The sequence below is a fragment of the Campylobacter sp. CNRCH_2014_2452 genome (assembly GCF_025772865.1).
Classification (GTDB): Bacteria; Campylobacterota; Campylobacteria; order Campylobacterales; family Campylobacteraceae; genus Campylobacter_D; species Campylobacter_D lari_D.
Window position 1 is genome coordinate 105,552 of the sequence record NZ_JAKMSX010000004.1, and the last position, 14,050, is coordinate 119,601.

General features: G+C 30.1%; 14 protein-coding genes. 4 read left to right on the forward strand and 10 right to left on the reverse strand.

The window, feature by feature from the left end; genetic code table 11:
- A complete protein-coding gene (gene mog, locus L8X38_RS03655; protein ID WP_039618174.1) occupies positions 1-528 on the forward strand; it encodes a molybdopterin adenylyltransferase in 528 nt (175 codons plus the stop codon).
- Positions 529-540: 12 nt separating this feature from the next.
- Here the strand turns inward: mog and L8X38_RS03660 are convergent, their stop codons facing one another.
- The 10 genes from L8X38_RS03660 to L8X38_RS03705 are packed head-to-tail and all read right to left on the reverse strand — an operon-like array spanning position 541 to position 8,245.
- Positions 541-918, reverse strand: coding sequence for a rhodanese-like domain-containing protein (locus L8X38_RS03660; RefSeq protein ID WP_220566233.1), 378 nt, complete (start codon positions 916-918; stop codon positions 541-543).
- Complete coding sequence (locus tag L8X38_RS03665; protein WP_263661334.1) at positions 918-1,253, reverse strand: rhodanese-like domain-containing protein; 336 nt, start codon at positions 1,251-1,253, stop codon at positions 918-920. The genes L8X38_RS03660 and L8X38_RS03665 overlap by 1 nt, the downstream gene beginning before the upstream one ends.
- Positions 1,250-3,079 carry a molecular chaperone HtpG gene (htpG, locus tag L8X38_RS03670; protein WP_263661335.1) on the reverse strand — a complete coding sequence of 610 codons (1,830 nt, stop codon included), beginning with the start codon at positions 3,077-3,079 and terminating at the stop codon, positions 1,250-1,252. Before htpG ends, L8X38_RS03665 begins: the two co-directional genes overlap by 4 nt.
- An 11-nt stretch (positions 3,080-3,090) precedes the next feature.
- The gene (crcB, locus tag L8X38_RS03675; RefSeq protein ID WP_220566236.1) at positions 3,091-3,459 is read right to left on the reverse strand and encodes a fluoride efflux transporter CrcB; all 369 of its coding nucleotides are present in this window, start codon (positions 3,457-3,459) and stop codon (positions 3,091-3,093) included.
- The gene (locus tag L8X38_RS03680; RefSeq protein WP_263660309.1) at positions 3,456-4,145 is read right to left on the reverse strand and encodes a lysophospholipid acyltransferase family protein; all 690 of its coding nucleotides are present in this window, start codon (positions 4,143-4,145) and stop codon (positions 3,456-3,458) included. Before L8X38_RS03680 ends, crcB begins: the two co-directional genes overlap by 4 nt.
- Entirely contained in the window at positions 4,123-5,328 is a 1,206-nt protein-coding gene (locus tag L8X38_RS03685; protein WP_263659677.1) for a hypothetical protein, read from the reverse strand. Before L8X38_RS03685 ends, L8X38_RS03680 begins: the two co-directional genes overlap by 23 nt.
- Complete coding sequence (gene purQ, locus L8X38_RS03690) at positions 5,322-5,972, reverse strand: phosphoribosylformylglycinamidine synthase subunit PurQ (protein WP_133318939.1); 651 nt, start codon at positions 5,970-5,972, stop codon at positions 5,322-5,324. The genes L8X38_RS03685 and purQ overlap by 7 nt, the downstream gene beginning before the upstream one ends.
- Positions 5,969-6,205: a phosphoribosylformylglycinamidine synthase subunit PurS gene (gene purS, locus L8X38_RS03695; RefSeq protein WP_133318938.1), complete on the reverse strand. Its 237-nt coding sequence runs from the start codon at positions 6,203-6,205 to the stop codon at positions 5,969-5,971. Before purS ends, purQ begins: the two co-directional genes overlap by 4 nt.
- An 8-nt stretch (positions 6,206-6,213) precedes the next feature.
- Entirely contained in the window at positions 6,214-6,921 is a 708-nt protein-coding gene (purC, locus tag L8X38_RS03700; RefSeq protein WP_263659703.1) for a phosphoribosylaminoimidazolesuccinocarboxamide synthase, read from the reverse strand.
- Between the two features lie 7 nt (positions 6,922-6,928).
- Complete coding sequence (locus L8X38_RS03705; protein ID WP_318529583.1) at positions 6,929-8,245, reverse strand: S41 family peptidase; 1,317 nt, start codon at positions 8,243-8,245, stop codon at positions 6,929-6,931.
- Positions 8,246-8,451: 206 nt separating this feature from the next.
- On the opposite strand from L8X38_RS03705, the gene L8X38_RS03710 reads away from it, so the two are divergent.
- The 3 genes from L8X38_RS03710 to L8X38_RS03720 all read left to right on the forward strand — a co-directional run bounded on the left by L8X38_RS03710 (position 8,452) and on the right by L8X38_RS03720 (position 14,042).
- The gene (locus L8X38_RS03710) at positions 8,452-11,025 is read left to right on the forward strand and encodes an ATP-dependent Clp protease ATP-binding subunit (protein ID WP_263661336.1); all 2,574 of its coding nucleotides are present in this window, start codon (positions 8,452-8,454) and stop codon (positions 11,023-11,025) included.
- A gap of 159 nt (positions 11,026-11,184) precedes the next feature.
- Entirely contained in the window at positions 11,185-12,324 is a 1,140-nt protein-coding gene (locus L8X38_RS03715) for a hydrogenase small subunit (RefSeq protein WP_220566243.1), read from the forward strand.
- A gap of 2 nt (positions 12,325-12,326) precedes the next feature.
- Positions 12,327-14,042, forward strand: a complete 1,716-nt coding sequence (locus L8X38_RS03720) for a nickel-dependent hydrogenase large subunit (protein ID WP_133318934.1) — start codon at positions 12,327-12,329, stop codon at positions 14,040-14,042.
- The last annotated feature ends 8 nt before the right edge of the window (positions 14,043-14,050 follow it).

Consider the following 14,050-nt stretch of genomic DNA (forward strand, 5'->3'; position numbering starts at 1 on the left):
ATGGTAAAAATAGGAATTTTAGTACTTTCAGATAGAGCAAGTAGCGGAGTTTATGAGGATAAATCCGGAGTAGAGATAGAAAAAATTTTAGATTCTTATATAAAAAATGAAAAAAGCTTTTATTATGAGCTAATTCCTGATGAGTATGATTTAATCATAGAAAAATTAGCTTATTTGGCAGATGAAGTAAAATGTGATTTGATTTTTACCACAGGGGGTACAGGACCTGCTTTGCGTGATGTGACACCAGAGGCAACGCAAGCAGTGTGTGATAAAATGCTTCCAGGTTTTGGGGAGTTAATGCGTGCAAAAAGCTTAGAATATGTACCAACGGCTATACTTTCAAGACAAAGTGCAGGTATAAAAGGAAAATCATTAATTATTAACTTACCGGGTAATCCAAAAGCTATAAGAGAATGTATTGAACCTATATTTCCTGCTATTCCTTATTGCGTAGATTTGATAGGTGGAGCTTATATTGAAAATAATGAAGAAGTAATTTCTGTGTTTAGACCAAAGAAAAAATAAGTCTAGTTAGACTTATTTTGAGGTTTCATAACCTTGCGATAAAAGTGCATTCATACCACCTTTTAAATTAGCAACTTCTATGCCATTTTGATCTAGTAAAGCAGAAGCTTTAGCACTTCTTGCTCCACTTCTACAAACTATAGCAATAGGTTTGTTGCTTGAAATCTTTTTAATTTCCTCGACGAAATTTTTATTTATACTGCCATCTTCATTATAAAAGCTAATTTTAATGGCATTTTTTATTGTGCCAGTTTGTGCCCATTCGCTAGGTTTTCTAATATCGATTACTTGATAATTTTCCAAAATATCCGCATTAATATCTATATTTTTAACTTCTGCTAAAACAAAACTAGTACAAAGCATTAAAGATAAAAGTATTTTTTTTATCATTAATTTTCCTTTTTTGTAGCTTCATAACCTTGTGATAAAAGTGCTACCATGCCACCATCTAAATTAGTGCATTCTATACCTAGAGCATCTTCTATCATCATAGCAGTATGTTTGCTTCTTGAGCCTGTAGCACATACAAAGGCTATGTTTTTATTTTGATAATCTACTTTTTCTTTAAACTCTTGGATAAAGTTTTCATTCATAAAGCCATTATCATCGCAAAGTGCGATGAGTAAAGCTTCTTTTATAACCCCGCTTTTCCATTCGCTAGGAGTTCTTACATCTATAATGCAAAACTCGTGCAAAATATCTTTAGAAATAGCTATATTTTTCATTTTTCTAAAGCCTTAGAAACGATTTTACTTAAAGCATTGTTAAATTGGCTAGGGTTGTCTATACCCATACCTTCACTAAGCTTAGCCATATTTAAAAGAATATGTGCCATTTCATTAGCTAAAGTATCATTTTCTTTTAAGGCTTTTAAAATTTCATGATTAGGATTGATTTCAAGTATAGGTTTAACTTGCTGTTCTTGCCCCATTTGTTTAAGAATTTGTTGCATAGCAAAATCAGGTTTATTTTGATCATAAACAATACAACTTGGACTATTTGAAAGTCTTTGGCTAAGTTTTACCTCTTCAACTTCATCTTTTAAAACTTCTTTTATTTTGATGAGTAAGCTTGCAAATTCAGCCTTTTGTTCTTCGCTAGTTTCTTCACTAGCTAGATGGTTAATAGCGCTAAATTTTAAACCTTCAAATTCATTCATCATAGGCATAACTATGGTATCAATTTCCTCATCAAGTAATAAAACATTGATATTTTTTTGTTTATAGCTTTCAAGAAGCGGAGAATTTCTTAAAAGTTTTTCATTTTTTCCGCTAATATAAAAAATTTCATTTTGACCTTCAGCTAGGTTTTGTTTATACTCTTCAAGATCAATTAATTCTTCTTTATTTGAGTTTTTAAAATATAAAAGCTTAGCTATAGCGTCTTTATTTTCGCCAAAACCATATAAACCCTCTTTTAAAACTTTTCCAAAATTTTCATGGAATTTAAGATAATTTTCTTTATCTTTTTCTTTGAATTTTTTAAGTTCAGCTAGGATTTTTTTAACACTTGCTTCTTGAACGCTTTTTAAGATTTTATTTTCTTGTAAGATTTCACGACTAACATTAAGCGGTAAATCTTCTACATCAATAATCCCACGCACAAATCTTAGATAAGTTGGTAATAATTCTTTATCATCATCACTTATAAAAACTCTTTTAACATAAAGTTTTAAACCACTTTTATAATCTACTCTATAAAGATCAAATGGAGCTTGCGCAGGTATAAAGAATAAAGAATTGTACTCTATAGAACCTTCGGCTTTTGTGTGGATATAAAGCATAGGTTTGTTTGAATCATGGAAGTTTTGTTCATAAAATCTTTCATAATCCTCAGCTTTTAAACTTGCTTTATTTTGTCTCCATAAGGCACTTGCTGTATTAATTTGAGTGTTTTTTAATTCTTTTTTAGGTTCTTTTTCGCCTTCTTCTAGTGGTAAATATTCTTCTTTTTCCATGAAAATAGGAAATTGTATATGATTTGAATATTTTTCTACTATGCTTTCAATGCGGTATGAGTTTAAAAACTCTTCATCTTTTAAATGCAAGGTTATGCAAGTGCCTTGTTCATCTTTATTTGCATCTTCTATTTCATAGCCACTAGCATCAGAAGTCCAAAGATAAGCTTTATCATCTAATGCTTTTTTGCTTAAAACTTCTATTTTGGAAGCTACCATAAAAGCAGAGTAAAAACCTACACCAAATTGTCCTATAAGTTGAGAGTCTTTTTTGGCATCACCACTTAAGTTCTCTAAAAAGCTTTTTGTGCCACTTTTAGCAATGGTTCCAAGATGATTGATTAAATCGTCTTTATTCATACCTATACCATTATCACTTATAGTTAAGGTTTTTGCTTCTTGATTGAAATTAATTTGAATTTTTGGCTCAAATTTTAAATTTTTATAAGCATCATCACTCACGCTTAAATAACTAAGTTTATCAAGTGCATCACTTGCATTAGAAATAAGCTCTCTTAAAAAAATTTCTTTGTTAGAATACAAAGAATGAATCATAAGTTGTAAAAGTTGATTAACTTCAGTTTGAAATTGCATTTATATCTCCTTTATTTAAAAATTAAAAAACCAATCCATACTGCCAAAAGACAAAGGATAACATTTAAAATAATATTTATAAAAAAGTGAAAATAATCACCATTTTGCAAAAATAACAAATTTTCATAAGAAAAAGTTGAAAAAGTTGTAAAGGCACCCAAAAAACCAGTGCTAATTAAATTTTTAGTAAAAATATGCACACCTTTAGAATTTACATAAGAAAAAAATAAACCTATTAAAAATGATCCTATTATATTGACCATTAATGTCCCATAAGGAAAGTTATGAGGAATGATTTTATTAAAAAAGTTGCTAGTAAGCATTCTGGATATGGCCCCTAAAAAGCCTCCAAAACCTACAGCTAAAATCGTACCAATCAAGCTTGTGACCTTTCGCTATCTAAGATTGTTTGCATTTTTTCTCTAGTTTGCTCAAGCCAATCATCTTTACTTGTATCAACAAGATCCAGAAATACCACTTTTAAAACACCACTATTTGCGCTAAAATTTTGGGTATCTAAAATTTTAGCTGAATCAACAATTACCACAGGCTGGACTTTTAACTTAAGCTTTTCACTTAAAATTTTAGCTCCGACTTTAAATTTTAAAAGTTTTTGTGTTTTAGATCTTGTGCCTTCTGGAAAAATGGCTAAAATTCTATCCTCGTTTAATCTTTCTTTGGCTTCTTTTAAAAGCTTTACTAGGCCTTTTGGACTTCTATCTATACAAATAATTTTTGGTTTTTTAATCAAAGTTTTAAAAACAGGGAGTTCGCCTAGTTCTTTTTTAGCTATCCAAGATATATTTTTTGGGCATAAATCTTCCAAAATAACTATATCTAGCAAGCTTTGATGATTGATTAAAAGCAAATTAGCTTGAGGGTGTATAGAACCTTGGGTTTGAATTTTATAGTTTATTACATATTTTTGCAGTTTTGACCATACTTTTCTGATTTTCCAAATTTTTTCTTGCGATTGCAATAATAAAAAGGCAATACATAAAAATATAATAGATAAAATAAATTCTACCCAAAATATTAAAGCTTTAAATCTTTGATAAATCTTCACTTTTCACCCAGCCTATTTTTCCATTATTAAATAAAATTTTTCTGTATTCATCTCTTGAATCTAACACTTCTACTTCTTGTTTGTATTTCCCAGAATAAAAATGAGTTGAGTTTAGAGTTGGTAAAATTTGTACTTTACTTTCAGCTTTTAATATAGCTTTATATATGTTATTTTGAGCTAAAAAACTTGCTATTAGAGCCAAAATTGCCAAACCTAAAGCTGTGTAGCTTTTTTTAAATACAAACCATAAAGCGAAAATACCACACAAGCTCCATAAAAAAACTTGTTTGTAAAAATTAAAATCATTAGTTTTTGGATTTAAATCACTTTGTGTACTTATACTGTCTTCTTTAAGTTCTATTTTTAAGGAAAAATCTTTTAATTCTTTAGAATTTAAATTAAAATAAGAAAAATCAAAACGCGTTTTACTTTTATCTAAAATAGCATAATAAAATCCACTTTGTTTTTCAAAATCGCCTTTAATAGCCTCTACACCTTGTTTTTGGATATCTTTTATGTTAAAACTTGCTAGATTTGTGTTTTCTCCTGCAAGTTCTATAAATAAAATTATACTATCATTATCAAAACTACTCGCTTTTACTTGTTTAACTTCCAAATTGCTTGCAACTATATGTGAGTATTTATTAGAAGGAGCATCGATTTTTTTAAGTTTAATGGGCTTTATAATTAATGATGAGCTTTGAAAAATATGATCATTTCTGCTTAATGAAACGATGATTTTGTTTAAACTAGCATTTAAACTTTTAGCTTCAAACCATAATTTTGTATGATATGAATTAGCCTTTTGTTCCCAAATAGGATTAGGATTGATCCAAAGCATATCATCACTTTTTTCAAAACTCACATTTAAATCAAAACTCACATTAGTTGTGGTAATAACCTCAAGATCTATAGTAAAAGCTTCATCTATGAAAGCTTCATCAGTGTATTCTTTTGCGTTTAATACTAAAGAACCTTGAGGGATGAAATTTTCATCATCGATTTTACTTTCATAATTACTCTCATCACTTGGAGCGATGGTTTGATAAATTTGCTTAGCTTGATCATCTAATTGATTGTAATTTTTTTCTAAAGTGTTATAATCTTCAAAAACACTATTTTCTTGAGCATATAAGTTAAAAGTTAGTAAAAAAAGACAAAAAAATTTGAAGGTTTTTAGCAATTTAAAAATCCTTCAAACATTTTAAGTCCTACTTTTGATCCAAGAATATCATCGCACATTCTTTCAGGATGTGGCATTAATCCAAAGACTTTTTTATTTTCATCACAAATTCCTGCTATATCGTTTAAAGAGCCATTTGGATTGTTGATATATCTTAGTAAGATCATATCTTTATCTTCTAGCATTTTAATACCATCTTCGCTATTAAAATAATTTCCTTCTCCATGGGCAATAGGTAATTCTATGATATCATTTTTTTGAAAATTTTTCAAAAAAGCATTATTATTTGATACTACTTGCAATGCTTGCATTTTAGAAATAAAACTTAAACTATTGTTATGTTTCATAGCTCCTTTTAAAAGTCCAAGTTCTAATAAAATTTGAAAGCCGTTACATATGCCTAGAACATATCCACCTTTTTGAACATGCTCTTTAAGTGTTTTTATAGCAGGAGCAAGTTTTGCAATAGCAGCACATCTTAAATAATCTCCATAAGAAAAACCTCCAGGTAATACGATTAAATCTGCACTAAAATCTTGTCTTTCATGCCAAATGATTTCAGTTTTTACCCCTAATTTTTCAAAGGCATAAGCTGTATCAAACTCACAATTAGTTCCAGGAAAACGAATAATAGCTACTTTCATAATATTATCTCATAATCTTCTATCACAGTATTTGCAAGTAATTCTTTACACATTAAATCAACTTGTTTAAAAGCTTCTTCTTTATCATCACAAGCTATATCAAAACTAATTTGTTTTGAGGTTTTAACATTTGCAATATTATTAAAATCCAAAGAATGCAAAGCCTTTTCTATGGCTTTGCCTTGAGGATCTAAAACCCCATTTTTAAGTGTGATATTTATAGTTACTTTCATTATTTTTCCTAATTTAAAATTCTTTTTAAGACTTCTTCATAGGCCATTTTTACATTACCTAAGTCTTGTCTAAAGCGATCTTTATCTAATTTTTCATTAGTTTTGCTATCCCAAAATCTACAGCTATCAGGACTAATTTCATCAGCTAAGATCATATTTCCTTCATTATCAATACCAAATTCTAATTTAAAGTCAATCAATCTTAAACCTTTAGATTCAAAGAATTTTACTAGAATAGAATTGATATGTCTTGCGGTATTTTTGATTAATTCTAAATCTTTTTCACTTTTTACTAGATTTAAAATCAAACAATGCTCATCATTGATGATAGGATCACCTAAATCATCATTTTTATAACAAAACTCAACTACAGCAAAAGGTAAAATCGTGCCTTCTTTAATGCCTAATCTTTTTGTTAAAGATCCTGTAGCTACATTTCTAGTAATAACTTCAATGGGTATAATATTACATTTTTTAACAATTTGTTCTTTTTCGCTGATGGTTTCTACTAGATGGGTTTTAATGCCTTCTTTTTCTAAGAGATGAAAAATTTCAGTACTAATTTTACAATTTAATGCACCTTTTCCTGCTTCATTACCCTTTTTTTCTGCATTAAAAGCTGTTAAATCATCTTTAAATTCTGTGATGAGCAAATTCTCATCATCAGTTTTAAACATTTTTTTACCTTTTCCTTCATATAAAAGATCTAATTTCATAGCCATTTTACTCTCCTTTTGTAATGTTTAAAATTTTAATCGCATCTATTGCGGTTTTTAGTTGTATGTCATTATTAATTTGTTCTTTGGTAATGATATTTTTATCTTCTTTGTTGTCTTTTTTCTTTTCTTGATGTCCGATTTTATCTAGTTCAGCTTGTAAGTGTTTTTTAAGATCACTTTCTTTGATCTCAAAGCCGTGATTTTCTTCTTTACTTACTTTTCCTGGAAATACTTCTATATCAGGATTAACTCCAACAGCTTGTATAGTTCTACCACTTGGTAAATAATATTTTGCTATAGTAAGTCTCAAGCCTTCTTTACCTTTTTCATCCATAGGTAATATAAGTTGCACACTACCTTTTCCAAAGGTTTTTTCTCCTATGATAATAGCGCGTTTAAAATCCTGCAAAGCCCCACTTACAATCTCGCTCGCACTTGCACTGCCACCATTTACAAGCACTACTAAAGGTGCATTAGTGATTTTTTTACTAGGATTTGCTTTAAATTCTACATTCTCGCTTTCAATTTTACCTTTTTGTGAAACGATTACTCCTTTATCTACAAAAAGATTTACCAAACCCACTGCTTGATTTAAAATACCACCTGGATTGGTTCTAAGATCTAGTATAATTCCTTTTGTATCAGAATGTTTTTTGATCGCTTTACTAGCTTCATCTACAACATTTTTATCAAAATTAGTCACTCTTAAATAAAGTAAATTTTCATTTTCAATTAATTTTGTATAAACACTATCTACTTTTATGATATCTCTTTTTAAATTTACATCAAATGGCTTTGCATCGCCTTTTCTATAAATAGTTAGAGTAACCTTTGTTTTAGGCTCTCCACGCATTTTAGAAACAGCTTCATTTAAAGTCATACCTAAAGTTGATTCGTTATTAATTCTTAAGATAATATCATCAGTTTTAATACCTGCTTTATCCGCTGGACTTCCTTCTATAGGAGCTACAACACTAATTGCTCCATCTTTTTGGGTAATAGTAAAGCCAAGTCCACCAAATTCCCCATTAGTTTGCTCTTTAAGCTCTTTATAACCTTTTTCATCTAAGAAGGAAGAGTGGGCATCTAAATTTGTAAGTAAACCTGCTATGGATTTATCAACCAAATCTGTATAATTAACATCATCAACATAATATTGTTCTATGATAGACATAGTTCTTGTAAGTTTAGATAAAGCTTCTATTTTCTTTTCTGCTTCGCTAGGAGCGGGATTTTTAGCTTGCAAGTTAGTAAAAATAAAAGAAGCGGTTATTAAACTACAAATGCTAGCTGCGATAATAAGATTTCTTTTTGTCTTCAAAGGAAAAACTCCAAAATAAATATGAATTCATAAAATAATTATCTAATTTTAGTTATTTTTGCTTAAAAAATCGTAAATAAAGTAAATATTTTTATGATATTAGCGTGTATATATAAAAAATTATTTATAAATATAACTAAATAAACTTGACAATAATAGACTAAAGTTATATAATACACTTCATATAAAAGTAAAAAGGAGTAAAAATGGCAAATATACAAGATTTTTTAACAGATTCTATGCTTTCAAATATAGAAAGTGCAATTTCTTTGGCCATTCATTCTAAGAATAGCGAAATAAAACCTTTGCATTTATTATGGGCTTTAAGTGTTGATAGCTCCAGTTTGCTTAATCAAGTTTTTAATAAATTAAATGTTTCTAAAGAGGCATTTGAGTTAGAAGTAAAAAGTAAAATTTCATCTTTTCCTACTAGCTCAAATGTAAATAAAGACAATATTAAATTTTCAAATGAATTTATTAATTCTTTAGAAAAAGCAAAAGGCTTGGCTTTAGAAAATAAAGATAGTTATTTAGCTGTGGATATGTGGCTTGTTTCAGAAAGTGCTAGCGGGGTTATTAAGGAACTTTTGTCTAAATTTGTAGATTTAAATGAGTTTAAAAAAGAATTGGAATTCATTAGAGCAGGAGCTAAAATAGAAACCAAAACAAGTGATGAAACACTTGATTCTTTATCTAAATTTGGTATTGATTTGACTATGAAAGCTAAAAACAATGAGCTTGATCCTGTTATAGGTAGGGAAGAAGAAATTCAAAGATTAATGCAAATTTTAATCAGAAAAACTAAAAATAATCCTATTTTATTAGGTGAGCCAGGGGTAGGAAAAACTGCTGTGGTGGAAGCTTTAGCACAAAGGATAGTAAAAAAAGATGTTCCTACTTCGTTGCAAAATAAAAAAGTTATAGCTTTAGATATGAGTGCTTTAATAGCAGGGGCAAAATACAGAGGTGAATTTGAAGATAGATTAAAAGCAGTTGTAAATGAAGTAATAAAACATAAGAATGTAATTTTATTTATAGATGAAATTCACACCATTGTAGGTGCAGGTGCAAATGAAGGGAGCATGGATGCAGCAAATATTTTAAAACCTGCTTTAGCAAGAGGTGAGCTTCATACTATAGGTGCTACAACTTTAAAAGAATATAGAAAATATTTTGAAAAAGATGCAGCTTTACAAAGAAGATTTCAGCCTGTAAATGTAGCTGAACCTAGTGTAAATGAAGCTTTGGCTATGCTTAGAGGTATAAAAGAAAAATTAGAAATTCATCATAATGTAACTATCAATGATAGTGCTTTAGTGGCAGCTGCAAAGCTATCTAAGCGTTATATAACTAATAGATTTTTACCTGATAAAGCAATTGATTTAATTGATGAGGCTGCAGCGGAATTAAAAATGCAAATAGAAAGTGAGCCAAATTCTTTAAGAAAGGTTAGAAAACAAATTGAAAGTTTGGAAGTAGAAAATGAAGCTTTAAAAATGGAAGAAAATGAAGTTAATGAAAAAAGATTAGAAGAGATTAAAAAAGAATTAGCAAATTTAAAAGAAGAGCAAATCAAACTTAATGTTAAATTTGAAAATGAAAAAGCAGTATTTAATGGCATAAGTGCAAAGAAAAAAGAAATCGATACTTTAAAAAATGAAGCTATTTTGGCTAAAAATAAAGGAGATTTCCAAAAGGCTGCTGAAATAGAATATGGCAAAATTTTAGAGTGTGAAAAAGAGGTTTTAAATTTAGAAGAAAAATGGAAACAAATGACCCAAGAAGGAGTTTTGCTTAAAAATCAAGTAGATGAGGATTTAGTAGCTGGTATTTTAAGTAAATGGACAGGCATTAGTGTGCAAAAAATGCTCACTTCTGAAAAACAAAAATATTTACATATTCAAGAGTATTTACAAGAAAGCGTCATAGGGCAAGATGAGGCTTTGAGTGCTTTAGCTAAAGCTATTAAGCGTAACAAAGCAGGGTTAAATCAAGCAACTAAGCCTATAGGAAGCTTTTTATTTTTAGGGCCAACTGGAGTAGGTAAAACAGAAAGTGCTAAAGTTTTGGCTAAATTTTTATTTGATGATGAAAAAGCTATGGTGCGTTTTGATATGAGTGAATTTATGGAAAAACACAGTGTGTCAAGACTTTTAGGTGCACCTCCAGGATATATAGGGCATGAAGAAGGTGGGGAATTAACTGAAGCTGTTAGAAGAAAGCCTTATAGTGTGATTTTATTTGATGAAGTAGAAAAAGCCCATAAAGATGTATTTAATATACTTTTGGGAATTTTAGATGATGGTAGGGCTACAGATAGTAAAGGCGTAACGGTCGATTTTACTAATACTATCATTATCTTAACTTCTAATATAGGTGCAAATTTTATTATGGAGTTAAATGGCGAAGAAAGAGAAAAAGCTATCAAAGAAGCTCTTAGAAGCTTTTTTAGACCTGAGTTTTTAAATCGTTTGGATGATATTATTACTTTTAATCCTTTGGGAGAAAGTGAAGCTGAAAAAATAGTTAAATTACTTTTTAATACCTTGCAAAAAAGTCTTGAAAATAGAGGTATTAAAGCAAGCTTGAGTGATAATGCTGCTAGCTTAATAGCAAAAGTTGGTTTTGATATGGATTTTGGTGCAAGACCATTAAAAAGAGCTTTATATGATATGGTAGAAGATAAATTAAGTGATATGATATTATCTGATCAATTACATGAAAACGATGAGATTGTTATAGATTCTAAAGATGATGAAATCATCATTGTTAAACAATAAGCAAGTGTAATACTTGCTTATTTAGAGTAAAATTATCTTAATAATACTAAATTGTAAATACTTCGTATATTTGATTAAAAAATTATCATTTTTTATCTATTCTTAACAATAAATATTTTAAAATCTTTAATGATATTTCTATAATTTAAGGAACAACAAATGAGTGATTTAGATATTTTTAATCGCCGTTTAGACGCATTAGAAAAACTTCCTCTTTTGAAAAATGAGATTTCTATCTCTAAAGCCTTAGAGCAATCAGGTTTTTCAAGAAGAGATTTTATGAAATGGGCTAGTGCTATGACTGCATTTTTAGCATTACCTGCTAGCTTTACTCCAGTAGTTGCAAGAGCTGCTGAGCTTAGTGATAGACTTCCAGTGATTTGGCTTCATATGGCTGAATGTACAGGATGTTCTGAAAGTTTGTTAAGAAGTGATGCTCCTACTATTGATAGTTTGATTTTTGATTATATTTCTTTAGAATATCATGAAACTATAATGGGTGCTGCAGGTTGGCAAGCTGAACATAATCTTGAAGCTGCTATGGAAAAATACAAAGGTAGATATATCTTAATGGTAGAAGGTGGTATACCAACAGGTGCTACAGAAAACTTTTTAACTATAGGACCACATGGAAAAACAGGAAGACAATTAGCAGAACAAGCCTGTAATGATGCTTTAGCTATTTTTGCTATAGGTACTTGTTCAGCTTTTGGTGGTATCCAAGCTGCTAGACCTAATCCAAGTAATGCTGTAAGCTTAAGTAAAGTAACAAATAAAACAGTTATCAATGTACCAGGTTGTCCTCCAAGTGAAAAAAATATTATAGGTAATGTGATTCATTACATATTGTATCAAACATTGCCAGCACTTGATGCCTATAATAGACCAAAATGGGCTTATGGGTTAAGAATTCATGATCTTTGTGAAAGAAGAGGACGCTTTGATGCGGGTGAATTTGTGCAACAATTTGGTGATGAGGGAGCAAAAAAAGGATATTGTCTTTATAAAGTAGGTTGTAAAGGCCCTTATACTTTTAATAATTGCTCAAGAGAGAGATTTAATCAACATACTTCATGGCCAATCCAAGCAGGACATGGTTGTATAGGCTGTTCTGAACCTGATTTTTGGGATACTATGGGACCTTTTGAAGAAGTGATGGCAGGAAGATTATTTGATACTGTTTATGGCTTGGGTGCTGATAGCATTTCAGATAAAATTGGTATAGGTGTGCTTTGTGTAACAGGCGTAGCTGTTGCTGCACATGCTGTAATTGCTTCATTAGAAAAAAATAAGGATTAAAAATGTCAAAAAGAATTATTATAGATCCACTTACTAGAATAGAAGGACATTTAAGAGTTGAAGTAGTGGTTGATGAAAATAATGTCATTAAAGAAGCATATTCAGGATCGACTTTATGGAGAGGGATTGAAACTATTGTAAAAGGTCGTGATCCAAGAGATGCAGGCTTTTTAACTCAAAGAATTTGTGGCGTTTGTACTTTTTCACATTATAGAGCAGGGATTATCGCAGTAGAAAATGCTTTAGGTATTACTCCGCCACTAAATGCAGTTTTAACTAGAACTTTAATGAATGCAGCTTTATACATGCATGATCATCCTGTACATTTTTATCAACTTCATGGTCTTGATTTTGTTGATGTTGTAAGTGCTTTAAGTGCTGATGTAAAAAAAGCAAGTGATGAAGCATTTAAATATACTGATATGCCTTATGCAACAGGTGCAGATAAGCTTTTAGAAGTTCAGCAAAGACTAAAAATCTTTGTAGATAAAGGAAATCTTGGACCATTTGCAAATGCTTATTATGGACATGCGACTTATCGCTTTACTCCTGAGCAAAACCTTATTGCACTTTCGCATTATTTAGAATGTTTAAGAATTCAAAGAACAATAGCTCAAGCTATGGCGATTTTTGGTGCTAAAAATCCTCATCCACAAAGTTTAACAGTAGGTGGTGTAACTTGTGTTATGGATCTTTTAAACCCATCAAGAATGGCTGAATATATGACTAAATTCCAAGAAGTAGCTGATTTTATTAATCGTGCTTATTATCCGGATTTAATCATGGCAGCTAAAGCTTACTCTAAAGAAGCAAGTGTATTAAATGATGTAGGGGTAAATAACTTCTATACTGAGAGAGAATTCCAAATTTCAAGTGATGAATGGTTGTTTGAAGGTGGTATTATTAGAAATGGTGATTTGAGTAAGGTTGAAGAAGTAGATGAAGCTAAAATCACTGAAGAGGCTACAAGATCATGGTATGCAGACAATGAAGCTTTACATCCTTATGATGGTAAAACTAATCCAAACTATACGGGCTTAATTGATGGTGAAAGCATTGATGATAAAGGTAATATGGTTCATAGTAAGGTATTTGATATTAAAGGCAAATATAGCTGGATTAAAGCTCCAAGATATGAAAATTCGCCTATGCAAGTTGGGCCATTAGCAAATATTTTAGTAAATTATGCTAAGGGTAATAAAATTGTAGTAGAAGCGGTTGATTCTTTCTTAAAAGCTACGAATTTACCAGTTCAAGCACTTATGAGCACTTTAGGAAGAACAGGCGCTAGAGCAATTGAAGCTAAAATTATTGCTGATCATGGTTTAAAAGCATTTGATTCTTTGGTTGAAAATTTAAAAACAGATGAAAGCACTTGTACTACTTATGTAATTGATAAAAACAAAGAATACAAAGGTAGATTTATGGGAAGTGCACCTCGTGGTGCGTTAAGCCATTGGTGTAGGATTAAAAATGGTGTAATTGAAAATTGGCAAGCAGTAGTTCCTTCTACTTGGAATGCAAGTCCAAAAGATGCAAATGGAGTAGGTGGTAGCTATGAACAATGTCTTATTGGTATGAAACTAGCTGATGTTAAACAGCCTTTAGAAGTAATAAGAGCTATTCACTCTTATGATCCTTGTATAGCATGTGCAGTACATGTAATGGATACTAAAGGTAATAATCTTAGCGAGTATAAAGTTAATGTAAATTTATAAGGAAAGGA

Excerpts from the sequence above, each read along its gene's own strand:
- purQ (WP_133318939.1), bottom strand. The coding sequence starts at position 5,972 with ATGAAAGTAGCTATTATTCGTTTTCCTGGAACTAATTGTGAGTTTGAT.
- mog (WP_039618174.1), top strand. The coding sequence starts at position 1 with ATGGTAAAAATAGGAATTTTAGTACTTTCAGATAGAGCAAGTAGCGGA.
- L8X38_RS03665 (WP_263661334.1), bottom strand. The coding sequence starts at position 1,253 with ATGAAAAATATAGCTATTTCTAAAGATATTTTGCACGAGTTTTGCATT.
- L8X38_RS03715 (WP_220566243.1), top strand. The coding sequence starts at position 11,185 with ATGAGTGATTTAGATATTTTTAATCGCCGTTTAGACGCATTAGAAAAA.
- L8X38_RS03720 (WP_133318934.1), top strand. The coding sequence starts at position 12,327 with ATGTCAAAAAGAATTATTATAGATCCACTTACTAGAATAGAAGGACAT.
- purC (WP_263659703.1), bottom strand. The coding sequence starts at position 6,921 with ATGAAATTAGATCTTTTATATGAAGGAAAAGGTAAAAAAATGTTTAAA.
- htpG (WP_263661335.1), bottom strand. The coding sequence starts at position 3,079 with ATGCAATTTCAAACTGAAGTTAATCAACTTTTACAACTTATGATTCAT.
- L8X38_RS03660 (WP_220566233.1), bottom strand. The coding sequence starts at position 918 with ATGATAAAAAAAATACTTTTATCTTTAATGCTTTGTACTAGTTTTGTT.
- L8X38_RS03710 (WP_263661336.1), top strand. The coding sequence starts at position 8,452 with ATGGCAAATATACAAGATTTTTTAACAGATTCTATGCTTTCAAATATA.
- purS (WP_133318938.1), bottom strand. The coding sequence starts at position 6,205 with ATGAAAGTAACTATAAATATCACACTTAAAAATGGGGTTTTAGATCCT.